Origin of the sequence: Collinsella sp. LCP21S3_D3 (assembly GCF_052118305.1) — a bacterium.
Taxonomy (GTDB): Bacteria; Actinomycetota; Coriobacteriia; order Coriobacteriales; family Coriobacteriaceae; genus Collinsella.
Genome location: NZ_JBQKHK010000007.1, coordinates 46,253 through 69,493, shown reverse-complemented (window position 1 = coordinate 69,493; position 23,241 = coordinate 46,253). Strand labels below are relative to the sequence as shown.

Genomic DNA, 23,241 nt, shown 5'->3' with positions numbered 1-23,241 from the left:
GGACGTGGTTTCCCCGAGGACCGAAACAGCCGCCCGCCCCTCGCCAAAATCATCCGCTTTCCTCCGTTGTATGCGGAACATCCAAGGAGTGTCCCAGAGTGCCGGCAATAGGAACGTCCCCAGCTGCCGGCAGCATTTCACCGCAACTGCAAAAACCCGCGCAGGCAACCGTAGTCACCTGCGCGGGTTTAGTGGGCGCTCACAAAGGTGCGTTACAGAGGCCCACGTCAGTTATGGATTACCGAACGGCACCGGCACGCGATGCCTCAGTCAGCTTACCAAGCGATGAAGCTTGCCGCAGTCCTAGACAATCGGCGCAATGCCGGCAAAGTGCAGATACAGCGAAATGATTGCTACGACAATGACCACCGCTGCGATCAGCTTGTCGTGCAGATGCGGAAGCACCGGCTTACCGCGACCTCGCTCGCCCAGCATATAGACGGGAATGGCCGGAGCAAAAAGAATCGTCGTGATCATAACGCCCTGAAGACCCGTCGACCACACCAGGAACAATGTGTAGACGAAGCCGAGCGTACCGAAGAAGCGGGCTTTGCCGACGCTGGGCGCATGCGGCCCGTCCAGATGCTCGTTCTTCCAGCCAATCACCATGTAATAGGCAGCCGAGCAGACATACGGAACCAGAATCGTGTTGACTGCGCAGCTATAGAAGAACTGGTAGGTGCTCGCCGCCACATACGACACGATCAAGAAGAGCTGCGTGATGCCGGAGCTCACAAGAACCGTTACCACCGGGGCGTCGTGCTTGTTCGTCTTGGCAAACGCCAGAGGGAAGGATCCCTGGCGCGCCGCCTCGAACGGCGTCTCGGACGCAATGATGACATAGCCCAGCAGCGCGCCGACCAGCGAAAGGATAACGCCAAGGTTTACGATGGCAGCGCCAACCGGACCGATTGCACACTCGAGAATTCCCGCCATGGAGGGCGTTGCGAGCTGCGCCATCTCCTCGCGCGGCATAATGCCGAGTGACAGCATCGAGATGATCAGATACAGCGTAAATACAGCCGCAAATCCGAGTGCCGTCGAGCGGCCGACGTCACGCACGTACTTTGCACGGCCCGAGATAACGACAGCGCCCTCGATGCCCGTGAAGACCCAGACAAGGGCGATCATGGTCGAGACAACCTGCTCGCCAAAGCCAGGACCAGCCGGCTCTCCCCAGAAGTTGTCCATAAAGATATCGACGTTGAACTTACCCAGGAGCACGATGCTCAGCACAAAGAGCCCCAGCGGCACCAGCTTCGCCAACGTGACGATAGTGTTAATGCCCGCAGCCTCCTTAACGCCACGAAGCACAAGGACGGTAAGGAACCACAAAAACACGCTGGCGCAGACGATGGAAAGCAGGTTGTTACCCGCGCCAAACGCAGGGAAGAAATAGCCCAGCGCGCTAAACAGCAAGAGCGCAAAGCTCACGTTGGAAAGACATGCGCTGATCCAGTAACCCCAGGCGGAGTTGAATCCAATGTAATCGCCAAAACCGGCCGCAGCGTATGCATAGATGCCGCCGGTCAGGTCGGGACGAGCCTGAGACAAACCGTTGAACACCATCATCAGCGCAAAGACGCCGATAAAGCAAATTCCCCACGAGACGATAACCGCACCGGTATTTGCCCCGCCTGCTGCCATATCGCCGGCAAGCGAAAAGATACCGCCACAAATACTGGCGGTAATGACCATCATGGTCAGACGAAAGAGATCGAGGCCATTAGGGTCGATAATCTCGTCGTTTTGAGCTTTAGAGGCCATTGTATGTGCACCCCCTTCATCATGTGATCGAACGAAAGATGACCCGGACGTCCCGAATCGGGTGCCGGGCCATCGGTCAAGCGATCATCAGACTGTTACAGCTATCGCGTTAGAAGCGCAACGACAGGCAAGAAAGGCCGCCGTCGACCTTGCGATACTCGGAGGTATCGACGACGAGCGTCTTGTAGCCCAGATCCTGCACGGCCTTGAGCACGGTCGGATAGCCCTCGGCGACGATGACCGTACCGTTGACCCAGATGCAGTTGGCGCCGTAAGCCTCGTCCTCGGGCACGACGATCTTGTTGTACTGGGCAAAGTCGGGTTTATCGATAAACTCACCGGAAACGAGCATGTTGTTGTCCTCGATGTAGTTGACGCCCGTCTTGAGGTGTAGGACCTCCTCCAGCGGAACCTCGGAACCCTCGAGGCCCCAGCCCTCGAGAATCTCACAGAACTGGCGGATGCCCTCTTCGTTGGTGCGAGCGGAGCGACCGACGTAGAAATGGTCGCCGACCATCATGACGTCGCCGCCGTCGAGCGTACCCGGAGAAACGATGTGCTTGACATGCTCGTCGTCAAAGAAGCGACGGACGGCCGGTTCGATCTCGTCCTTCTCGCCGTTGCGGCTGTCGGCACCGGGGTTGGTAATGATGGCGCCGCAGCGAGTGATGACGGCCGGATCCTCGACAAAGCAGCTGTCGGGATACTGCTCGAGCGCCGGCAGCACCGACACGTCAACGCCGCACTGCTCGAGCGCATGCTCGTAATCGTAATGCTCCTCGATGGCGCGCTCGTAGATGGGCTGGCCAAGCTCGGGGGCACTCGTGATGCCATTGCTCAGGGACTTGCCGGGACGACGGATGATGACGTGGCTGAACTTGGTCATGGTGATCCTCCTTGGATCTCTTAGCAGAGAGCGGGACTTCTTTGCGCCCGCCTTCCTTTCGATGGCTTTATCTTAGGGCGGTTTTCCTATTTTGTATATTGTATACAATCCTGAACGGTAGGTATTCATCGGTAAGCGTATTCTCACCTATCGGCGCAAAGTAGCGCGATTTAACTGGTCGTTCTATAATTCAACTGAGCTATTCAAGCGAAACGTATTTAATTTTGAAAATATACAGTTGAGGAACACAAGCTCATGGAAACGCTCAGAAGACCCTTGAAGGATCATGTATACGACTATATTTCGAGCCGCATAGATGCCGGCGAGCTTTCGGCTGGCGACCGCGTGAGCGAGCAAGCGATCTGCGATGCCATGGGCGTGTCGCGCACGCCGGTTCGCGAGGCGCTCATTCAGCTGGCAAGCGATGGCTACCTGGACAATCTCCCCCGTCGCGGATTCCGTGTCCGTGGGTTCGATCAACAAAACGCCGTTGAAGTCTTTGAGATTATGGGGCCGCTCGATGGGCAGGCGGCATACCTCGCCTGTCCCCTCCTGACAAAAGAGGACATCATGCAGCTGAAGTTTTTGGTTGGGTCCATGGACCTTGCGATCCAAGGCGGTCTTATCCGAAAGTACGACGACATTCAGCGGGACTTTCATCTGACGTACTTCAACCGCTGCGGCAACGATCGTCTACGCGATATGATTTCGCAGCTCGAGCGCTGCTTTATCAAACGCGACTACGAGACTGTCGATCAAGAGACGGCGTGCAAGCTGCTCGATAAAGCCAATGCCGAACATGCCCATATTCTTGAACTGTTCGAAGCGCGGGACGCGGCGGGCGTGCGCGATTACGTACGCGATGTCCATTGGAACACGGAGAACGCCCAGTTCACCGTTTGGTAGGAAAGCAGCGGGCGGTAGCGGACCAATTCTTGGCACCGCCGCTCAAAATGATTCATTTCCCTCCGTCACCAAGGGATCATTGGTGCAATGGGAGCAGGTTACTTTGCGCCAATAAGTAGGATGCGGAGCAACCAAACGGCGGGACTCCGGGCCGCAGCTTCTCAAACGACACCCTTCCGGAAACCGTGTCCCACTATCCGGGCGAATTCTGGGATGCAGCTTCCCAATGGGGCCCCTTGGGGAAATCGCATCCCGGAATTCACGCCCGAAACGGGATGCGTTTTCCGGTTGAAGCATCTTGTGGAAAATGCATCCCGGAATCGTCGCTCAGACCGGGACACATTTTCCCGATCGACCCTCTGCGGGAAACTGTATCCCACCTTGAGGGGCAAAACTGGGACGCGGTTTCCGGCCCGGGCATCAAAACGAAGTTACGGTGGAATAGTTCCTGTTTGGGGCTTTAACCAGCAAAAACAGGAACTATTTCACCGCAAGTTATGAGGGACGGGAGGGACTGGCCCTCTTACTCTCTTACAGATGGCGCTCCAGGAAGCGGAAGGCTAGGCGAATCCAAGGGCGGACTGCCACCTGCTTGTCCTCGTTGTCGACCGCGGTATTGGCATTGCCGAGCGAAAGGCCGTGACCGCCTTGGTCAAAGACGTGCATCTCGCAAGCGACTCCCTCCTCGGCCATGCGCTGAGCAAACGGATAGACCTGCGCGATCGGCGCCGTTTTGTCATCGGACACGCCCCACACAAAGGTCGGCGGCATCTGACGCGAAACATGCGTGGTAGGGCAGATATCGGCCAGGTGCTCTTCGGTGGGCTCGCCGCCAGTCACCATCGACAGGTAATCGTTGAGCAAATCGCGCCCCGTCTTGCCACCTGTCTTGGGCACGCGCAAGTCGATGCGCGGATCGCGCGTCTGCATGTCGCGAACATAGGCAAAGTCGAGCAATGGATAGCCCAGCACCACGGCATCGGGACGAATGTCGTCCGGACGCGCCCCGGCAAGTGCCGCGAAGGGGCCGGTCTTCCATTGCGTTGCCAGCGAGGCGCAAATCATGCCGCCCGCCGAAAAGCCCACAACGCACACGCGCTTGGGATCGACATGCCACTCGTCGGCATTCGCACGAACCGTGGCGACCATCTTGGCAAGATCTGCCTGGGGGTGCGGAAAGCTCACGTCACCCGTGCCACTCGTGACATAGTTGAGAACAAAGGCCTGGTACCCGCGGTCCAAAAATGCAAACGCCACCGGATCCTGCTCATGCGGGGCGATGTGCGTAAACGCGCCTCCGCCGCAGATGATCACTGCCGGGCGACGACCATTGGGCTTGCCGGGCAGCGGTTCGGCACCCATATAGGTAAACGTCGCCGGATATTCCTCGGTCGGCTCCTCGCCCCACAGCGCATGGCTCTCGACGATCATATATGCTCCCTTCGCGCGATTCGTGCGCACGTTATGTATCGCCTTCAAGCGTACCCCACTTGGACGCACGGCATCGAAACGTATCCGCAATAAGTTCCCTTCAACTGATATATCACATAATCCCAGCTCAGGGCCGTCGTTGAGCAGCGTAAAATAGAGACGCTGACCGAGCCGGTAACACACACGAAACGTTTCCGGCAAAACTACGCGTGCGCTACATGCGCACTTGATACGTTGGAGGCATCTATGGGTCTACTCGATTCGCTCAAGTCCACGTTCAACTCGTCGGGCGAGGCGTCCGTACCGCCCGCAGCAAGCTTCGCCACCCGCGAAGGCGTCATCTACGCTCCCGTTAACGGTGTGCTCGTCAATCTGAACGAGGTTCCCGACGAGACCATCGCCTCGGGTATGCTCGGCCAGGGCTACGGCATCGAGCCCATCACCGGCACCATCTATGCGCCCGCTAACGGCCGCATCGGCGCCACCACCGTCACCAACCACTCTATTGGCATGATCACCGAGGACGGCCTTCGCGTGTTCATCCATGTCGGCCTGGGCACCGTACAAATGAACGGCAAGGGTTTTGCCCGCTTTGTCGAGATGGGCGATGTGGTCAAGGCAGGCCAGCCGCTCATCAGTTTCGACCGCGATGCCATTAAGGCCGCTGGCCACGAGGACATCGTGACCGTCATCATCTCCGAGCTCGATCGTCTTAAGAGCATCGACCATGTCGGCGAGTCTGGAACGCTTATCGGCGGCAACCCGCTCGTCAAGCTGGGCGACCCGCTGCTGGTGGCTAAGACCAAGTAACGAGTCCTGCGCCGTACAGCCAATAGGCAACACGCCAAGCGCCCACGACCATCTGGCCGCGGGCGCTTTTCGTTTGAAAACCGTCCCGTCAATGCCTTATCTGTATAGCCCAAATGAGCCGAGCTGCTAGAATATCGAACTATATGGATAACTATCATTCAACCGTTATGGGAGGATACGTGAACCGCACCAAAATCGCGCAGCTCTATGCCGATGCCGAGTCGCTCGGCGGCAAGACCGTCACTGTCGCCGGCTGGGTCAAGTCCGTCCGCGACATGAAGAACTTTGGCTTCGTCACGCTCAACGACGGCAGCTGCTTCCGCGACCTGCAGGTCGTCATGAACCGCGAGACGCTCGGCAACTACGACGAGATCGCCCACCAAAACGTCTCGGCTGCACTCATTTGCACCGGCACCGTCAAGCTGACCCCCGATGCGCCCCAGCCTTTCGAGCTTTCTGCCACCTCCATCGAGGTAGAGGGCACGAGCGCCCCGGACTACCCGCTGCAGAAGAAGCGCGCAACCGTCGAGTTCCTGCGTACCCAGCAGCACCTGCGCCCGCGCACCAACCTGTTCCGTGCCGTGTTCCGCATCCGCTCTGTCGCGGCTGCCGCCATCCACCGCTTCTTCCAAGAGCAGGGCTTTGTCTACGTCAACACCCCCATCATCACCACGAGTGACTGCGAGGGCGCCGGCGAGATGTTCCGCGTGACCACGCTCGACCCCAAAAATCCGCCTCTCACCGAGTCCGGAGAGGTCGACTGGAGCCAGGACTTCTTTGGCAAGCATGCAAGCCTTACCGTGTCCGGCCAGCTCAATGCCGAGAACTTTGCCATGGCCTTTGGCGACGTGTACACCTTTGGCCCCACCTTCCGCGCCGAAAACTCCAACACCACGCGCCACGCCGCCGAGTTTTGGATGATCGAGCCCGAGATGGCCTTTGCCGACCTGAACGACTACATGGATAACGCCGAGGCCATGCTCAAGTACGTTCTTAAGGACGTTATGGCCACTTGCCCCGACGAGCTCAACATGCTCAACAAGTTTGTGGACAAGGGCCTGATCGAGCGCCTGAACCACGTGGCCAACTCCGACTTTGCCCGCGTCACCTACACCGAGGCCGTCGAGATCCTGGAGCAGGCCGTCGCCGCCGGTCACAAGTTTGACTATCCTGTCAGCTGGGGCATTGACCTGCAGACCGAGCACGAGCGCTTCCTGACCGAGGAGCACTTTAAGCGCCCGACCTTCGTGACCGACTACCCGGCCGAGATCAAGGCCTTCTACATGCGCATGAACGACGACGGCAAGACCGTCGCCGCCGCCGACTGCCTGGTTCCCGGTATCGGCGAGATTATCGGCGGCTCCCAGCGCGAGGAGCGCCTGGATCTGCTCGAGGCCCGCATCAAGGACCTGGGCATGGCCCCCGAGCAGTACAAGTACTACCTTGACCTGCGCCGCTACGGTTCCTGCAAACACGCCGGCTACGGCCTGGGCTTCGAGCGCTTAGTCATGTATCTGACCGGCGTGGGCAACATCCGCGACGTCCTTCCGCACCCCCGCACCGTGGGCAACGCCGATTTCTAATCGCCACAGCTCCGTCCCGCGCGTTACAGCGTGTCGCACCAGCGCCTCTCGGCAAGCCGAGGGGCGCTTTTTTCAACAGCATCCGTCAGGCTTTTGTCAAGTTTTTGGTCAGCTGAGCAGGGCTGTTGAAAACTCGATCCGCCGCTTGCCGACGACTACCGACCACCCAGAGCGCCCTGCGCCCCTAAGCAAACCCCGTGTCCTAGGCTCCGTAGCGTCATCACCCAAAATCGGAAAGGACGTGAACGCAATGGCCAAACCCGCTGTTGAGAACTACGAGGCCACGACCAGGGGTGCTGCTTCCATGGCAGCCTATCGCGCTGTGCGTATCCTGCAACTCTTAAGCGAGCATACCGGTGAGGACAAAGCGCTTCCTCCCGATGAGCTGATCGAGCGCCTCGCCCATCCCGACGACCCCGCTCGCATGCCCATCTCGGCAGCGCGACGCAGTATCCATACCGCGATTTCCGCCCTGCGACATGCCGGATACGAGATTGAGTACAAGCGCGGCGCGGGTTACCGACTTCTCACCCGACCGCTCTCCGACGAGGAAATCATTCGACTCCATGGCATGGTCATGCGCAACCGCTCCACACCCATCGCGACCAGGAAAAGCATAGCGCGCCATCTGGTCGCCATGGCAAGCGCCGACGTTCGCGGCTATCTCGATACGTCCGAGCCGGCACCAAGCGCAGAAGGCAAACCCGCCAAGACCACGCGACCGCCCGCCAAACGCATCGATACCTGCGAGCTCATCGAGCGGGCCATCGACCACGGAACCACGGTGAGCTTTGACATTTCAAGCGTCACGACACATGACAAGATCGAAGTGACGAGGATGACCGTTCGGCCTTTTGCCATCAAACAGCGAGACGACGTCTCGTATCTGCTGGGAACGGTCGTCGACGGGCACGGCTCCGACGACACCCTACGCACCGTCGAGGTCGGCCGCATGAGAAACGTTAGCACGCGCCTGCTCGACGGCAAGAAGCTCTTTGCCGCGCTGGACGAGGGGGAGCGGCCCGCGCCCGCCGCCTAAGTCTTGCCGTTGCCCGCCAAATCCCCCGCCGTCCATCCGGTTCAGTATTAAAAAACCCGACAGGTTGTTGAAAAAATGGGCATCGGCGCTACTATAGACCCACTTGCACTTTGTTTGAGTGCAGTGTTTCCAGCAATTTCTATACTGGGGGTAATGACATGAACGACATCACCATCAGCCGCAGGAGCCTTCTGGTCTCCGCCGGCCTGCTCGCACTGGCCCCGCTCGCCGGATGCGGCGGCAACTCTGGTTCCGGCTCTGCAGCCGCCGGTTCCGACTACACCATCGGCGTTCTGCAGCTCACTGAGCACTCCGCGCTCGACGCCGCCAACGACGGCTTTGTCAAGGCCATCAAGAAGAGCGGACTCAAGGTCAAGATCGACCAGAAGAACGCCCAGAACGACCAGTCCACGTGTAAGTCCATCGCCGACAAGTTTGTGGGCGACAACGTCAACTTGATCTACGCCATCGCCACGCCTGCCGCACAGGCTGCCGCCGGCGCCACGGCCGATATCCCCATCGTGGGCTGCGCCATCACCGACTACGCCGCCTCCGGCCTGGTCCAGGACAACGACAAGCCCGGCACCAACGTCACCGGCGCCTCCGACCTCACCCCGGTCGCCGAGCAGCTCGAGATGATGCAGAAGGTCCTGCCCGACGTTAAAAAGGTCGGTCTGCTCTACTGCACCGCCGAGTCCAACTCCGACGTCCAGATCAAGGCCGCCAAGAAGGAACTCGACAAGCTGGGCCTGGAGTACACCGATTTCACCGTCTCGAGCTCCAACGAGATCCAGTCCGTCGTCGAGTCTGCCGTAGGCAAGGTCGACGCGCTCTACTCCCCCACTGACAACACCATCGCCGCGGGCGCTTCGCAGGTCGGTCAGATCTGCAAGGAGAACAAGCTTCCCTTTGTGACCGGCGAGGAGGGCATGTGCATGGCCGGCGGCCTGTTCACCCTTTCCATCAACTATGAGGACCTGGGCTACGCCGCGGGCGAGATGGCCGTTAAGATTCTGAAGGGCGAGGCCAAGCCCGAGGATATGCCGATCAAGCACCTCCCAAGCAAGGATCTGGTCGTCGTCAAGAACGACGAGATGGCCGAGGCCCTGGGTATCGACCTTTCCGCTCTAGACGAGTAGCGCCATGCGCGGTAACGCAGCTAGGCACGCGCTTGCGCCATAGCTGTGTTATTCAATATCTGAGTCATTGGGGCGAACGCTAAAGACCGGCGTTCGCCCTGCTTGTTTTTGGTAAAACAAAATGTCCGTCCGCTGCTCTTTTATGCATTGGTACCGCTATTATGGAAAATCACGTGTCCACCCTATCCTAGGAGGTATGAAGCATGCTCATTGCATTGCAGGGCGCCGTTTCGCAGGGTGTCCTCTGGGGCATTATGGTGCTTGGCGTGTTTATCACGTTCCGCCTGCTCGACATCCCCGATATGACCTGCGACGGCAGCTTTGCCCTCGGCGGCTGCGTCTGCGCCGTGCTCATCGTCAACAACAATGTCGACCCGTTGCTCGCCGTTTTGGCCGGCATGTGCGCCGGCGCCATTGCGGGCGCGGTCACGGGCATTCTGACCACCGTCTTTGAGATTCCCGCGATCCTCGCCGGAATCCTCACCCAGATCAGCCTGTGGTCCATCAACCTGCGCATCATGGGCAAATCCAACACGCCCATCCTTGCCAAGGGCACCGTGTTCTCGGCCGTCAGCAATATGACGGGCCTGCCGCAGTCCACCGTTGCCATCATCCTGGGCATCTTGCTCGCCGTGGCTATCGTTGCCATCCTGTATTGGTTCTTTGGCACCGAGATCGGCTCGGCGCTGCGCGCCACCGGCAACAACGAGTACATGATCCGTGCCCTGGGCGTCAACACCAACTCCACTAAGATGATCGCCCTCGTGCTCTCCAACGCCCTCATTGGCCTTTCGGGCGCGCTCATCTGCCAGAGCCAGAAGTACGCCGACATTGGCATGGGCACCGGCGCCATCGTTATCGGTCTCGCCGCCATTGTTATCGGCGAGGTGCTCGGCCGCCTGCTGCCCGGCGGTCTCACGCAGTTTAGCGTCCGTCTTGCCTCCGCCGTCTTTGGCTCCGTGGTGTACTTCCTCATCCGCGCCATCGTGCTGCAGCTGGGCATGGACGCCAACGACATGAAGCTGCTCTCCGCCGTGATTGTCGCCGTGGCCCTATGCGTGCCCGTGGTTTGGGAGCGCTATAAGCTCCGCAGCTCCTACACGAAGGGGGATGAGGCAGATGCTTAAGCTCTCGCACGTCAAGAAGACCTTTAACAAGGGCACCGTCACCGAAAAGCGCGCTCTTACCGGCGTCGACCTTACCCTCAACGATGGCGACTTTGTAACCGTGATTGGCGGCAACGGCGCCGGCAAGTCCACGCTGCTCAACATGATCGCCGGCGTATATCCGCTCGATTCGGGCGTTATCGAGCTCGACGGCACCGACATCTCGCGTCTGAGCGAGTCGCAGCGTGCCAAGTACCTGGGCCGCGTGTTCCAGGACCCCATGCGCGGCACCGCAGCCGACATGCAAATTGCCGAGAACCTGGCACTCGCCAAGCGTCGCGGCCAGCGTCGCGGCCTTTCGTGGGGCGTCACCAAGGCCGAGAAGGACGAGTACGTCAAGCTGCTCAAACGCCTGGACCTTGGTCTGGACACGCGCCTCAACGCCAAGGTCGGCCTGCTCTCGGGCGGCCAGCGCCAGGCACTCACCCTGCTCATGGCCACGCTCACCAAGCCGCGCCTGCTGCTGCTCGACGAGCATACCGCGGCACTTGACCCCAAGACGGCCTCTAAGGTGCTCAATCTGACCGAGGAGATCGTCGACGAGAACCACCTGACCACGCTCATGGTCACGCATAACATGAACGACGCTATCCGTCTGGGCAATCGCCTGATCATGATGCACGAGGGCCACGTAATCTACGACGTGGCGGGCGATGAGAAGAAATCGCTCACCGTGGCCGACTTGCTTCAGAAGTTCGAGGAGGTCTCGGGCGGCGAGCTCGCCAACGACCGCATGCTGCTGAGCTAAACCTACCAAAAAGGGACAGGTTTATTTTGGCAGGTTTTATCTGCGCAGACGTCAAAACCGCCGCAAAGGGACAGACACCTTTGCGGCGGTTTTTGTTAAAGAGTAAGGAGACCGCCATGAAAAGACTCCCCCGCCTTGCGTTAGCTGCCGCGTTGTTTGCCGGTGCGCTCACAGGTATCCCAAGCCTCGCTTTCGCGGGGAACCTGCCCGCCGCTATTGACGGCTCCGTGGCCGTCATGCACACCAATGATATCCACGGCAGCTACAAGTACAGCTACAACGCAAGCAAGGGTACCGGCACTGTCGGCTTTGACGGACTGGCAGTTCTCTATAGCGCTCAAGGCAGTGCCCCCGATCTTTTGCTCGATGCGGGCGATACCTTCCACGGGCAATCCTTCGCCACTATGAGCGAGGGCAAAAGCATCGCCGAGCTCATGGACACCTTTTATGCGAACGGCTACGACGCGACCACGCCGGGCAACCACGACTGGAGCTACGGCGCGGACAAGCTCCGCACCATGACCGGCTACAGCACCACCGGCACGCCCTTCGCCATGCTCTGCGCAAACGCGAAGTCTACGAGCGGCGTATGGAGCTCGAGCATCACCAAGACGCTCGACCGTACCTGGGAGGACAGCGAAGACCACTCCACATTCGACTACAAAATCAAGGTCGGCGTCGTGGGTGCCATGGATGAGTCGCTGGGATTCTCACTGCGCGAAGGCCTTGTCCAGGACACGTCGTTCTCGGATGCGGCAGCCGCCATCAATGCCGAGGCTAAGCGGCTGCGCGAGGATGAGGGCTGCAACGTTATCGTCTGCATCGCGCACACGCTCAACGCCAAGGCCTTTGCTGCAAAGCTCGTTGGGGTCGATGCACTGGTCGCGGGCCACGAGCACATCAACTTAGACGAAAACGTGACGGGGGCCGACGGCAAGCCGGTCCGCGTCGTCGAGGCGGGCAGCGCCTTTGCCGAGGTCGGCCTGCTTTCCATTCCGTACAAGTACGACACGAATGGCACCGTGACGACCGACGATGACACGGTCACGATCCCCGCAGACGACAGCGACGAGAAGCTCTACACCGCCAAGAACGTCAACGACCTTTTGGCAGACCCCGACAAGGGCGCCTTCTACCAGAGTCAACTCGATGAGGTTCGCAATAACAAAATCAAGCCACTCGACGACGCCTTTAAAATCGAGTCGAACAAAGTGATCGGCACATCCGCCACTGACTATTTCTACGGCGAAGACGCCGCGGGTACGCATGGCTGGGAGATGGTGCGCACCACCGATTTTCGTCCCAGCAAAGCGAGCGACACCACCAAGGCCCAGACCATCGGGCATGTGATCTGCGGCTCCTATCTTGCCCTGACGGGGGCAGACCTCGCCATCGAAAACGCGGGCGGCATCCGCGGCGGCATCGCGGCGGGCGATGTGACCGCCGGCGACGTCATCGCCATCTCGCCTTATGGCAACACCGTGGAGACCTGGACCATGACCGGTGCAAACTTCCTCGCAGCGCTTGAGCACTCACTGCAGATCAGCGACGATTGCAATCACAGCTACGAGCTTCAGCAAGCCTACGTGGCAGCCGGCCATACCGAGCAGGAGGCGCAAGACAAGTACAAGTGGCGCGATGACTCTGGCAGCGTTCTCTCCTTTGGCGGCATTAACGTGACGATTGATTGGACGCAGCCCGAAGGCAAGCGCATTGTGAGCGCCACACTCACCAAGGATGGCAGCGCGCTCGACCCCGCCAAGAACTACGCCGTCGCCACCAACAACTACATCATTACCAACACGACCGACTTTCCCACCTTTGCAAAAGCTAAGAAGTGCGCCGAGTGGAGTACGTGCGAGGCAGCGCTGAGGGCACTGATCGGGCAGGACGACTGGGAGAACAAGATGGCCTCGCTCGCGGGCACCATCAGCTTTGGCTCCGCTGAGAGCCCCGCACCCCATCCGACCCCAACGCCTGAGCCCTCATCCAACCCCGGCACGACGACCACGCAGATCACCGCCAAGAAGACGGCCGGTAAGCTTGCCGCAACGGGAGATCGTACGCTGACCGTGGTCGGTGCATGCCTCATCGGCGGCGCCATCGTCATCATGCTCGGCATTATCTGGAAGCGCCGCCGCTAAGCTACACCGCCGGGCCTTGCAGCCCTGCCGTACAAACCTTATATCGAGCGCAAAAGCCCGTCCGTTGTGATCGGACGGGCTTTTTGGTGGGTATCATGGTTGAACGATCTTGAGGAGGTTTTCCCTACATGGAATTGTTTGAGCCGATTCTTCATTTCTTTGAACAGCGGTGGGTCCACAACATCATCTGGGCCGGCATCTTGGCGATAGGTACCGCCGTTGCCGCCAAAGTCGTTTCCAAGACGCTGCGTCACCTGCTCAACCGCGACGATAACCCGCTTCCGGCATCGAGCATCTTCATCAACATTGCGCGCGCCGTCATCTGGATGGTCGGCGGCAGCTTTATCCTCGACAACTGCTTTGGCATTAACGCAAACGCGCTCGTCGCCGCTCTTGGCGTCGGCGGCATTGCCATCTCGCTCGGCTTTCAGGACACGCTGTCGAACCTTATCGGCGGCATGCAGGTGACCTTTATGGGCATCATCAAGCCCGGCGACAATATCGAGGTCGGCGGCGTGTCGGGCGTGGTACAGGACATCACCTGGCGCCACACGACCATCGAGGATGCCTACGGGCAGACCATCATTGTGCCCAACTCCAACATCTCCAAGGACACGCTCGTGCATCTGATGCCCTTTGGACGTGTGGCCGTGCCCGTTGCCGTAAAGGACACGTCTAAATGGGCTTCCCTTGACGCGCTGGCAGACGAGCTGACCAGCGCCACCAAAACGGCCGTCTCGCCCATCTCGGGCTTTGACCAGGAGCCCTACGTGCTCTTTAGCGAAATCGGCGACTTTGGCATCAAGGGCAAGATCATCTTTATCGTCAGTGACGACAGCACCACACTCACCGCTGCCGACGCCTGCATCCGCGCTATCGCTCCCATCATCGCCTAAAGCACCACAAAGGGGACAGTGAACTGCCTCCCATTTCTTGGACATCGGGAAATGGGAGGTTTTCATTCGTGGTACCATAGTTCATACAGTTGTTTAAACGACTAAGGGAGCAAACTATGGAAGAGGCCTACCGTCAAGCACGCAAGCGCGGCGAGCAAGGACGTCGACGCGCCATTAGCCAAAGCGAGCATCCATACCTTACGGACCTCGACAGTTTGGTTGCCCAGCTCCCCCTAGGTCAGCGAGAGAATGTCGGCCTGCGGGATATTCCGCTCGAAATGGTTGTCGGCACGGTTACCAAGGGCCGTCAGTCCGCCTTTTCATGCAACTTTATGCCCCTGCTGCCGTTTAGCACCGAGTTCGCCCGCAAGTGGTCCAACCTCTACGACATTCAGGTAACCGAGGGCTATCGCGACCCCATCATTGTCACCGAGTTTATGCATCGGTTCTATGTCCAGGAGGGCAACAAGCGCGTCAGCGTCCTCAAATTCCTGGACGCCCCGACGGTTTCGGCCAAGGTCACCCGTCTCTATCCCGGCAAATGGGATTCCGTCGAAAGCCGCCTGTACGGCGAGTTCTGCGCGTTTTGGCGCGTCTGCCCCCTATACGAGATCGAGTTCTCGCGCGAAGGAAGCTACGAAACGCTCGCCAAGATGCTCGGCCAGAACCTTATCGAAAAATGGCCCCAAAAAAAGGTCGACTACCTGCGCCACACCTTCCTACTCTTTAAGCGCGCCTACCTTCGCGCGGGCGGCGACCACCTGGACATTACGCCCGCCGACGCCATGCTCGTGTACCTCAATGTGTACAACCAGGACCGCCTGCTGGATACGCCGACAGATATCGTCGTAAACCGCCTGTGCAAGATTTGGCGCGAGCTGGTCATTGCCGGGAAAAGTGACGAGGACAAGGTCGATCTTGTCGAAGCGCCAAACGTCGATGAGGAGGAGTTGCCCGCCAAGTCCACCTCCGGCATGCTCAACTTCTTTATGGGCAAGACCGTCTATTCGGCGGCCAACCCCCTGCGCATCGCCTTTATCCATGAATTCACCTGTGCGACGTCGAGCTGGGACAGCCTGCACGACCAAGGGCGTCGGTATCTCGATGAGCACTTTGGAGGTATCGTGCGCACCGAGGCGTTTGAGGACTGTCACGATCCGGACGTGTTCTACGCCGCCGTGGAAACGGCTGTCAAACATGGAGCAAACGTCATCTTCTCGACCTCGCACCGCCTGATGGAATACACGCTCAGGGCTGCCGTTGAATATCCCCGGGTTCGGTTCCTTAACTGCTCCATCGGCCTTCCCCACCAAAACGTCCGTTCGTACTTTGGCAAGATGTACGAAGCCAAGTTTCTCCTGGGCGCCCTTGCCGCCAGCATGGCGGACAACCACCGCATCGGTTACCACGCGTCGGTCTTCGCCTCGGGTGCACTCAGCGAGATCAATGCCTTTGCGATTGGCGCCTCGCTGCTCGACCCCCGTGCGCAAATTATCCTAACCTGGGGCGATGTGCCCGCCGGAGGCCTTGCCGAGGCCATGTGCCGCGAAGGTGTAAGCGTCATGACCGGCGCCGACATGTCAAAGTCGCTCGAAGACCCCACGGCCTACGGACTCCACCGCCTGGTCGATGGCAAGGTTGCCGGCATTGCCATGCCGGTATGGAACTGGGGCCGATACTACGAGCTTATCGTGCGAAGTCTGCTGCATGGCACCTGGGACGAGACCAGTGACGACAGCCGGGTCCGCGCCGTCAACTACTGGTATGGCATGAGCTCGGGCGTTATCGACATTCGCTACGCTCCGGGCCTGCCCTATCAGACGCGCAAGCTTGTTCAGCTCCTCCGCAATGGCATCGTCGAGGGCTCCATCAATCCATTTGGCGGCGAGCTCCATAGCCAAGACGGCGTGGTGCAGATTGAGGGCTTTCCCCCACTGCCGAGCACGCAAATCGTCGAGATGGACTGGCTGGCAGACAACGTGGTGGGCACCATTCCGCAGCCTGACGATGAGCCGAAGGTCCGTGCTCTATGAAAATCCTTGCCATAGCCGATACCGAAGAGCGATGCCTGTGGGAGTGCTTTCGCAAGGAACGCTTTGAGGGTGTCGACCTAATTTTGTCCGCTGGCGATCTGGACCCGGACTATCTTGAGTTTTTGGTTACGGTCATCAACAGACCGCTCATCTACGTGCGTGGCAATCACGATGACCGCTACGCGCGTCATGCACCGGGCGGCTGCATCTGTGTCGAAGACACCGTATACGTGTATCGCGGCGTCCGCATTGCGGGGCTTGGCGGCTCCATGCGCTATCGAGATGGCGCTAACATGTACACCGAGCGCGAGATGGCCAAGCGCATGCGTAAGCTGTCCCGCAAAGTGAGGATGGTCGGCGGCTGCGACATCTTGCTCACCCATGCGCCCGCCGCCGGCATGGGCGATCTGGACGATTTGCCGCATCGAGGATTCGAATGCTTTAACACAGCGCTCGAGACATGGAATCCCAACTACATGGTGCACGGGCATGTGCACCAATGCTATGTTCGCGACTTTCAACGCGAACGCCAGCACGCATGCGGGACGACGATCATCAACGCCTGCGGCTATACGCAGTTTGAGCTGGACGACGCACGCTACCCCATCCGTGGATGGCAGGCAGCCTGGCTCAATTCGCAAACCATGCGCCGCGAGCTCAAGCGCCACGAGGCAATCGAGTCCTCAACCGCTAGAACCCCCTGGTAACCACCACAAAGGGGACAAGCACCTTTGTGGTGGTTCCGGACATCTCGACGCTACAGCGCGGCGATGACCTTATCGCCCATCTGGGTCGTGCCGAGGATCTTATCGGCAGGGGTGCTGGCGTCGGCGATGTCGCGGGTACGCCAGCCTTCGTCAAGCACACGCGCCACGGCATTTTCGATCCAAGCAGCCTGCCCACCCATGTCGAGCGCGTACGTGAGCAGCATTGCCGCCGACAGGATCTGCGCGAGCGGGTTAGCGATACCGAGCCCCGCGATGTCGGGCGCGCTGCCGGCGCTCGGCTCAAACAGCGACACGCCATCGCCCAGCGAAGCCGAGGCAAGCATGCCGAGCGATCCGGTAATCTGCGCCGCCTCGTCGGAGAGAATGTCGCCGAACATGTTCTCCGTAACTACGACGTCAAAGTCGGCCGGTCGGTTAATGAGCTGCATGGCGGCGTTGTCGACGAGCAGGTCCTCAAGCTCTACATCTGGATACTCCTCGTCATGCACGCGATGCACGACCTCACGCCACATGCGGCTCGTCTCCAATACATTGCGCTTGTCCACGCTTGTCACCTTGCCGCGGCGCTTGCGAGCTGCCTCGAACGCCTGGCGGGCGATGCGCTCAACTTCGTACTCGCGGTACTCCATTACGTCAACCGCGCGCTGGCCAGCCACACCGTCGGTGCCCGCACCGCCCTCGTCATAAAAGCGCTCGTGCTTGCCAAAGTAAATGCCACCGGTAAGTTCGCGGACGAGAACCATGTCAACGCCCTTGATGACTTCGGGACGAAGCGTCGATGCGCTGGCAAGTGCGTCGTAGATTTTTACGGGGCGAAGGTTGGTATAGAGGCCGAGTTCTTTGCGGATACGCAGCAAGCCTTGCTCGGGGCGCGGGGCCGCCGGATCGGTCGAATCCCACTTTGGGCCACCGACGGATGCCAACAGCACGGCGTCCGACGCCTTTGCCGCCGCAAGGGTTTCATCGGGCAGCGGATTACCGCACGTATCGATCGCCGCGCCACCAATCAGGTGATCCTCAAAGGCAAACTCTACGCCAGCGCGCTTGCCCACGGCAGCCAGCACCTTCTTACCTTCGGCAATAACCTCGGGCCCAATGCCGTCACCAGGAAGACAGCAGATCTTATGGGTCTTCTTCACGTTGCAGCTCCAGCTCTCGCTACTCGGCCCGTTTGCAAACGGATTATCCAGCTTGACCGTCATAATCGCTTACGCCTCCTGACCCTTTGCCGCGACAATCTTGGCACGCGTGCGCGCAACCAAACCGCCGGCCTCGATAATCTCGGCAATAAATGGCGGGAACGACTCAGCTGTAAAAGTCTCGCCAGTACGCTCGTTGGTGATGACACCCGCATCGGTATCGACCTTCACGGTATCGCCGGCACAAATCGCATCGACGGCTTCGGGGCACTCCATAATGGGCAGGCCCACGTTAATGGCATTGCGATAGAAGATGTGTGCGAAGCTCTTGGCAATAACACACGACACTCCTGCAGCCTTAATGGCAACCGGGGCATGCTCACGCGAAGAACCGCAACCAAAGTTCTCCTCAGCCACAATGATGTCACCGGGCCTCACGGCAGAGGCAAACGCGGGATCAATATCCTCCATAGCGTGCGAAGCCAAATGCGCATGATCCGACGAGTTCAAATAACGAGCAGGAATAATCACATCAGTATCAACGTCACGACCATATCGAAAAACCGAACCTTCAAAGTTCATATCATTCTCCGTTCAAACATGGAATGCGGGGGATTTGATATTTACTTACTTACTCGGACAGTCCTGCTCGCACGGAGAGCACATTAAGTGCTCTCCGGCTCGTGCGGAACTCGACGCAAGCAAATATCAAATCCCTCGTTCGCGTTTCGGCTACAAAAAAGCTAATGGTAAGTTAGCGTTCGCCTTCGGCGAACAAAAAAGTGCCAGGACTGTCCGCCGTAGCGAGCAAAGGTCGAAGGACCCCGTAGCCCCTATAGGTCAGACGGCAAGCATATGTGCCCCGCCACGGCAGAAGCAGCCGCCACGGCCGGCGAGGCCAGATAGACCTCGGACGTGGGGTCGCCCATACGGCCGACAAAGTTGCGGTTGGTCGTAGAAACGCAACGCTCCCCCGCCGCCAAAATGCCCATGTAGCCGCCCAGGCACGGACCGCACGTGGGCGTGGAGAACACACAGTTGGCATCTAGGAAAATGTCGGTCAATCCCTCCTTCATGCACTGGCGGAAGACCGCCTGGGTCGCCGGAATCACGATGCAACGCACCCCGTCGGCAACCTTATGGCCGCGCATGACTTCGGCCGCTGCACGCATATCCTCGATACGTCCGTTGGTGCACGAGCCGATTACCGCCTGGTCGATCATGATGTGACGGCTCTCGCTCACCGGATGGGTGTTGCTGGGCAGATGCGGCCACGATACACACGGCTTAATGTCGGCCGCGTCAATGGCAATAACCTGGGCATACTCGGCGTCTGGATCGGCGTGATACTCAACGTAATCACGCTCGCAGCGCCCCTTGAGCCAGGCGCGGGCAACATCATCGACCTCGATAATGCCCGCCTTGCCGCCCGCTTCGATCGCCATGTTCGAAATTGTCATGCGACCTTCCATCGACAGGCCCTCGATGGTGCTGCCGGCAAACTCCATGGCCTGGTACAGGGCACCGTCCACGCCGATCATGCCGATAATGTGCAGGATGATGTCCTTGGCGGTGGCACCGTCCTCAAGCTCGCCATTAATCTCAAAGCGAATCGTCGGCGGAACCTTAAACCATGCGCGCCCCGTGGCAATGCCCACGCCGGCGTCTGTTGAGCCCACACCGGTCGAAAACGCACCCAAGGCGCCATACGTGCAGGTATGCGAGTCGGCACCGATAATCAGATCGCCCGGGACCACCACGCCGCGCTCGGGCAGCAGGGCATGCTCAATGCCCGCGCAGCCTTGCTCGTAATAGTGCGTCACATGCTGCTCGTGCGCAAAATCTCGCATCTTCTTGGTCTGCTCGGCGCTCTTGATGTCCTTGTTGGGCGCATAGTGATCGGGCACCAGGCAAACGCGGTCGCGATCGAACACCTCGGTGGCACCCAGCTCGCGAAAGACATCGATCGCGATAGGTGCGGTAATATCGTTGGCGAGCACAATGTCCAGGTCGCATTCGACCAGCTGGCCCGGCTTTACCTCATCGAGCCCGGCGTGTGCCGCCAAAATTTTCTCTGCTACGGTCATGGGACGTGCCATGTGATTCCCCTCTCGTACGGGCGCATGCCCGGCTGGTGCCTGTTACTTTCCCGCCTTGGAACGGTTGGTCTGAATCATGCGGTTAATAGCGTTGATGTAAGCCTTGGCCGAGCTCACGATAATGTCGGTATCCGCGCCGCGGCCGGTGTAGATCTTGCCGTCCTCGGCGGTGATGCGCACCGTCACCTCACCGATGGCGTCGATACCACGCGTAATGGCCTTAACGTTGAACTCCGTCAGCTCGCCATGGGCAGAGATGGCCTTGTCGACCGCCTTGTAGGCCGCATCAACCGGACCAGTACCCGTCGAGCAAACCACCCGTGTCGCGCCGTCCTCGTCCGTGATGGTTGCCGTGGCCGTAGGAATGAGCGGATCGCCGCAGGAAACCTGGAGCGCGTCGAGGGTGTAGATCGCCTTGACCTCGCGCTGGCGCTCCTGAGTCATCGACTCCAGGTCCTCGTCAAATACTTCCTTCTTTTGATCTGCAATCTCCAAGAAGCGCTGATAGATCGACTCGAATTCCTCATCGCCAAACGTATAACCCAGCTCAGCGAGACGATGGCGCAGTGCCGCATGGCCCGAACGTGCCGAAAGGATAATCTCGGATCCCGCTGCACCCACGTCCTTGGGATCGATAATCTCGTAGGTGTCACGCGCCTTGAGCACGCCATCCTGGTGAATGCCCGAGCTGTGTGCAAACGCATTAGCGCCCACAATGGACTTGTTGGGCTGCACATTAATGCCAGTAATTGAACTGACGAGCTTAGATGCGCGCGTGAGCTCGGTTGTCACGATATCGGTATGTGCATCCAGATCCTGCTCGTGCATCCTCATGGCCATGACGACCTCCTCGAGCGCCGTGTTGCCCGCGCGCTCGCCCAAGCCGTTGACGGTGCACTCGATCTGCGTCGCGCCATTGCGGACCGCCTCGAGTGCAAGGGCTGTGGCCATGCCCAGATCGTTATGCGTGTGAACCGAAATCGTAACGCCCTCGATGCCGGCCACGCGATCGCGCAGATCGCGAATACGGGCGCCAAACTCCCAAGGCATGTTATAGCCCGTGGTGTCCGGAATATTCACGACCGTAGCGCCGGCCTTGATCGCTGCCTCGATAATGCGGACCAGGAACTCCTGATCGGAGCGGCCCGCATCCTCGGCATAAAACTCGACATCGTCGACAAACTTACGAGCGTGCTTTACGGCGTGAATAGCGCGCTCGATAGCCTCGTCTTCGGTCATATGGAGCTTGTCGCGCAAATGGCTGGGACTCACACCCAGACCGGTATGGATACGGGGCCTCTGAGCCGTCTTGAGGGCTTCTGCGGCCACTTCGATATCCCTGTCGACCGCACGGGTGAGACCGCATACCGTGCACCGGTCACCCGCGATCTTGCCAATCTCCTGTACGGAACGATAATCACCGGGGCTCGAAATAGGAAATCCCGCCTCGATCACGTCGACATTCATACGTACCAGCTGGCGTGCAATAACGAGCTTTTCCTCGGTATTCATGCTGGCGCCGGGAGACTGCTCCCCGTCACGAAGCGTTGTGTCAAACATTGCGATTTTGCGGCTCATGATTTCCTCCTGACAGGCTAAAGATACAGTTGGCTTTCAGGAGAGATGGAGTGCCTCAAGATAGAATAATACCCGTGTCGCTCATCACGCCCAAAAGCGGCGGAAGATAGCGCACCCGGGTACAACTAATCGTTATAGCGAAATTACAACCCTAGCGCGCTATCCAATCTAGTAGCGCTAGGCCTAGGAGCTGCTGTTTGTTATAGAACATGTCTGGCTCCTTTCAGCCTCGGGTATTCACTACATTGGGCTAAAGTGTAACACAGGCAAAACGACGCGCAACGGGGATTTTGAACCAAAACCACCACAAAGGCGCCTATCTCCTTCGTGTTGGTTTTGGCCCGAAATAGCAAGGAACCCGGTCCTGCACGAGACAGAACCGGGTTCCTTTAGCAATGCTTGCTTTGCTCAGGCAGTAACTAGAAGTTACTCAGCCAGGAAGTCACGCTGGACAGCGGGATCGACCTTGACGCCAGGGCCCATGGTGGAAGACACAGAGATGGACTTGACGTACTTGCCCTTAGCAGAAGAGGGCTTGACGCGCAGGATCTCGGTGTACAGGGCAGCGTAGTTCTCAACGAGCTGCTGCTCAGAGAAGGACTTCTTGCCCAGGGGCACGTGGCAGATGCCATAACGGTCGGCGCGATACTCAACGCGGCCGGCCTTGAGCTCGGAGACCATCTTGGCGACGTCCATGGTCACGGTGCCGAGCTTGGGGTTCGGCATGAGGCCACGGGGACCAAGGATCTTACCGATGCGGCCAACCTTGGCCATCATGTTCGGCGTAGCGATAGCGGCGTCGAAGTTGATCTCGCCCTTCTGGATCTGGGCGACGAGCTCGTCGGAACCGATGATGTCGGCACCGGCAGCCTCGGCCTCACGGGCCTTCTCGCCCTCGGCGAAGACGGCAACACGAACGGTCTTGCCGGTGCCGTGGGGCAGGGAGATGGAACCACGGATGTTCTGGTCAGCCTTACGAGTATCGATGCCCAGACGGAAGTGGGCCTCGACGGTCTCGTCGAACTTGGCGGTGTCGAGCTCCTTGATGAGCTTGGCAGCCTGAAGGGGGGTGTAGAGCGTGGCGCGGTCGACCTTCTCGGCAGCGGCGTTATAGCTCTTACCATGCTTAGCCATGTGCATTACCTCCTG

The 23,241-nt window shown here is 59.2% G+C and carries 19 protein-coding genes; 11 read left to right on the top strand and 8 right to left on the bottom strand.

Annotated features, from left to right (window positions below; translation table 11 throughout):
• Positions 1–303 precede the first annotated feature (303 nt).
• Complete coding sequence (locus ACTQ1S_RS04850) at positions 304–1,767, bottom strand: basic amino acid/polyamine antiporter (protein ID WP_441547195.1); 1,464 nt, start codon at positions 1,765–1,767, stop codon at positions 304–306.
• A gap of 109 nt (positions 1,768–1,876) precedes the next feature.
• Entirely contained in the window at positions 1,877–2,653 is a 777-nt protein-coding gene (locus ACTQ1S_RS04845) for a dimethylarginine dimethylaminohydrolase family protein (protein WP_117583089.1), read from the bottom strand.
• A 276-nt stretch (positions 2,654–2,929) separates the two neighbouring features.
• Between ACTQ1S_RS04845 and ACTQ1S_RS04840 the strand changes: the two genes are divergently transcribed.
• Complete coding sequence (locus ACTQ1S_RS04840; protein ID WP_441056789.1) at positions 2,930–3,559, top strand: GntR family transcriptional regulator; 630 nt, start codon at positions 2,930–2,932, stop codon at positions 3,557–3,559.
• Positions 3,560–4,090: 531 nt separating this feature from the next.
• Here ACTQ1S_RS04840 and ACTQ1S_RS04835 read toward each other — a convergent pair.
• On the bottom strand, positions 4,091–4,990 hold the full coding sequence (locus ACTQ1S_RS04835) for an alpha/beta hydrolase (protein WP_441547194.1): 900 nt from the start codon (positions 4,988–4,990) through the stop codon (positions 4,091–4,093).
• A 246-nt stretch (positions 4,991–5,236) separates the two neighbouring features.
• Between ACTQ1S_RS04835 and ACTQ1S_RS04830 the strand changes: the two genes are divergently transcribed.
• The 10 genes from ACTQ1S_RS04830 (at position 5,237) to ACTQ1S_RS04785 (ending at position 17,255) form a co-directional block, all read left to right on the top strand.
• Entirely contained in the window at positions 5,237–5,800 is a 564-nt protein-coding gene (locus tag ACTQ1S_RS04830; RefSeq protein ID WP_441032162.1) for a PTS sugar transporter subunit IIA, read from the top strand.
• A gap of 179 nt (positions 5,801–5,979) precedes the next feature.
• Positions 5,980–7,383 (top strand): asparagine--tRNA ligase, encoded by a 1,404-nt coding sequence (gene asnS / locus ACTQ1S_RS04825; RefSeq protein WP_427796158.1) that lies wholly within the window; start codon positions 5,980–5,982, stop codon positions 7,381–7,383.
• Positions 7,384–7,633: 250 nt separating this feature from the next.
• A complete protein-coding gene (locus ACTQ1S_RS04820; protein ID WP_427795058.1) occupies positions 7,634–8,422 on the top strand; it encodes a hypothetical protein in 789 nt (262 codons plus the stop codon).
• A gap of 158 nt (positions 8,423–8,580) precedes the next feature.
• On the top strand, positions 8,581–9,561 hold the full coding sequence (locus ACTQ1S_RS04815) for an ABC transporter substrate-binding protein (RefSeq protein WP_441540291.1): 981 nt from the start codon (positions 8,581–8,583) through the stop codon (positions 9,559–9,561).
• Positions 9,562–9,764: 203 nt separating this feature from the next.
• Positions 9,765–10,688, top strand: a complete 924-nt coding sequence (locus ACTQ1S_RS04810; protein ID WP_006234992.1) for an ABC transporter permease — start codon at positions 9,765–9,767, stop codon at positions 10,686–10,688.
• Entirely contained in the window at positions 10,681–11,475 is a 795-nt protein-coding gene (locus tag ACTQ1S_RS04805; protein WP_117839998.1) for an ABC transporter ATP-binding protein, read from the top strand. The genes ACTQ1S_RS04810 and ACTQ1S_RS04805 overlap by 8 nt, the downstream gene beginning before the upstream one ends.
• Positions 11,476–11,591: 116 nt before the next feature.
• Positions 11,592–13,619: a bifunctional metallophosphatase/5'-nucleotidase gene (locus tag ACTQ1S_RS04800; RefSeq protein ID WP_441547193.1), complete on the top strand. Its 2,028-nt coding sequence runs from the start codon at positions 11,592–11,594 to the stop codon at positions 13,617–13,619.
• 128 nt (positions 13,620–13,747) lie between these two features.
• The gene (locus ACTQ1S_RS04795; RefSeq protein WP_441547192.1) at positions 13,748–14,515 is read left to right on the top strand and encodes a mechanosensitive ion channel family protein; all 768 of its coding nucleotides are present in this window, start codon (positions 13,748–13,750) and stop codon (positions 14,513–14,515) included.
• Positions 14,516–14,631: 116 nt separating this feature from the next.
• Positions 14,632–16,548, top strand: a complete 1,917-nt coding sequence (locus tag ACTQ1S_RS04790; RefSeq protein ID WP_441547191.1) for a BMP family ABC transporter substrate-binding protein — start codon at positions 14,632–14,634, stop codon at positions 16,546–16,548.
• Positions 16,545–17,255: a metallophosphoesterase family protein gene (locus ACTQ1S_RS04785; protein WP_441547190.1), complete on the top strand. Its 711-nt coding sequence runs from the start codon at positions 16,545–16,547 to the stop codon at positions 17,253–17,255. The genes ACTQ1S_RS04790 and ACTQ1S_RS04785 overlap by 4 nt, the downstream gene beginning before the upstream one ends.
• 50 nt (positions 17,256–17,305) lie before the next feature.
• Here the strand turns inward: ACTQ1S_RS04785 and leuB are convergent, their stop codons facing one another.
• The 5 genes from leuB to rplA form a co-directional block, all read right to left on the bottom strand.
• Entirely contained in the window at positions 17,306–18,415 is a 1,110-nt protein-coding gene (gene leuB, locus ACTQ1S_RS04780; RefSeq protein WP_441547189.1) for a 3-isopropylmalate dehydrogenase, read from the bottom strand.
• A gap of 69 nt (positions 18,416–18,484) precedes the next feature.
• A complete protein-coding gene (locus tag ACTQ1S_RS04775; protein ID WP_441547188.1) occupies positions 18,485–18,997 on the bottom strand; it encodes a 3-isopropylmalate dehydratase small subunit in 513 nt (170 codons plus the stop codon).
• A 251-nt stretch (positions 18,998–19,248) separates the two neighbouring features.
• A complete protein-coding gene (leuC, locus tag ACTQ1S_RS04770; protein ID WP_441056809.1) occupies positions 19,249–20,514 on the bottom strand; it encodes a 3-isopropylmalate dehydratase large subunit in 1,266 nt (421 codons plus the stop codon).
• A 42-nt stretch (positions 20,515–20,556) separates the two neighbouring features.
• Entirely contained in the window at positions 20,557–22,092 is a 1,536-nt protein-coding gene (locus ACTQ1S_RS04765; RefSeq protein WP_441547187.1) for a 2-isopropylmalate synthase, read from the bottom strand.
• Between the two features lie 426 nt (positions 22,093–22,518).
• Positions 22,519–23,226, bottom strand: coding sequence for a 50S ribosomal protein L1 (gene rplA / locus ACTQ1S_RS04760; RefSeq protein ID WP_154514750.1), 708 nt, complete (start codon positions 23,224–23,226; stop codon positions 22,519–22,521).
• Positions 23,227–23,241 lie beyond the last annotated feature (15 nt).

Bases quoted from the DNA above. Each gene is read 5' to 3' on its own strand.
- ACTQ1S_RS04815 (WP_441540291.1), top strand. From the start codon at position 8,581: ATGAACGACATCACCATCAGCCGCAGGAGCCTTCTGGTCTCCGCCGGC.
- ACTQ1S_RS04765 (WP_441547187.1), bottom strand. From the start codon at position 22,092: ATGAGCCGCAAAATCGCAATGTTTGACACAACGCTTCGTGACGGGGAG.
- ACTQ1S_RS04785 (WP_441547190.1), top strand. From the start codon at position 16,545: ATGAAAATCCTTGCCATAGCCGATACCGAAGAGCGATGCCTGTGGGAG.
- ACTQ1S_RS04790 (WP_441547191.1), top strand. From the start codon at position 14,632: ATGGAAGAGGCCTACCGTCAAGCACGCAAGCGCGGCGAGCAAGGACGT.
- leuC (WP_441056809.1), bottom strand. From the start codon at position 20,514: ATGGCACGTCCCATGACCGTAGCAGAGAAAATTTTGGCGGCACACGCC.
- ACTQ1S_RS04830 (WP_441032162.1), top strand. From the start codon at position 5,237: ATGGGTCTACTCGATTCGCTCAAGTCCACGTTCAACTCGTCGGGCGAG.
- ACTQ1S_RS04835 (WP_441547194.1), bottom strand. From the start codon at position 4,990: ATGATCGTCGAGAGCCATGCGCTGTGGGGCGAGGAGCCGACCGAGGAA.
- ACTQ1S_RS04845 (WP_117583089.1), bottom strand. From the start codon at position 2,653: ATGACCAAGTTCAGCCACGTCATCATCCGTCGTCCCGGCAAGTCCCTG.
- ACTQ1S_RS04810 (WP_006234992.1), top strand. From the start codon at position 9,765: ATGCTCATTGCATTGCAGGGCGCCGTTTCGCAGGGTGTCCTCTGGGGC.
- ACTQ1S_RS04805 (WP_117839998.1), top strand. From the start codon at position 10,681: ATGCTTAAGCTCTCGCACGTCAAGAAGACCTTTAACAAGGGCACCGTC.
- rplA (WP_154514750.1), bottom strand. From the start codon at position 23,226: ATGGCTAAGCATGGTAAGAGCTATAACGCCGCTGCCGAGAAGGTCGAC.
- ACTQ1S_RS04820 (WP_427795058.1), top strand. From the start codon at position 7,634: ATGGCCAAACCCGCTGTTGAGAACTACGAGGCCACGACCAGGGGTGCT.
- ACTQ1S_RS04775 (WP_441547188.1), bottom strand. From the start codon at position 18,997: ATGAACTTTGAAGGTTCGGTTTTTCGATATGGTCGTGACGTTGATACT.
- ACTQ1S_RS04800 (WP_441547193.1), top strand. From the start codon at position 11,592: ATGAAAAGACTCCCCCGCCTTGCGTTAGCTGCCGCGTTGTTTGCCGGT.
- ACTQ1S_RS04850 (WP_441547195.1), bottom strand. From the start codon at position 1,767: ATGGCCTCTAAAGCTCAAAACGACGAGATTATCGACCCTAATGGCCTC.
- ACTQ1S_RS04795 (WP_441547192.1), top strand. From the start codon at position 13,748: ATGGAATTGTTTGAGCCGATTCTTCATTTCTTTGAACAGCGGTGGGTC.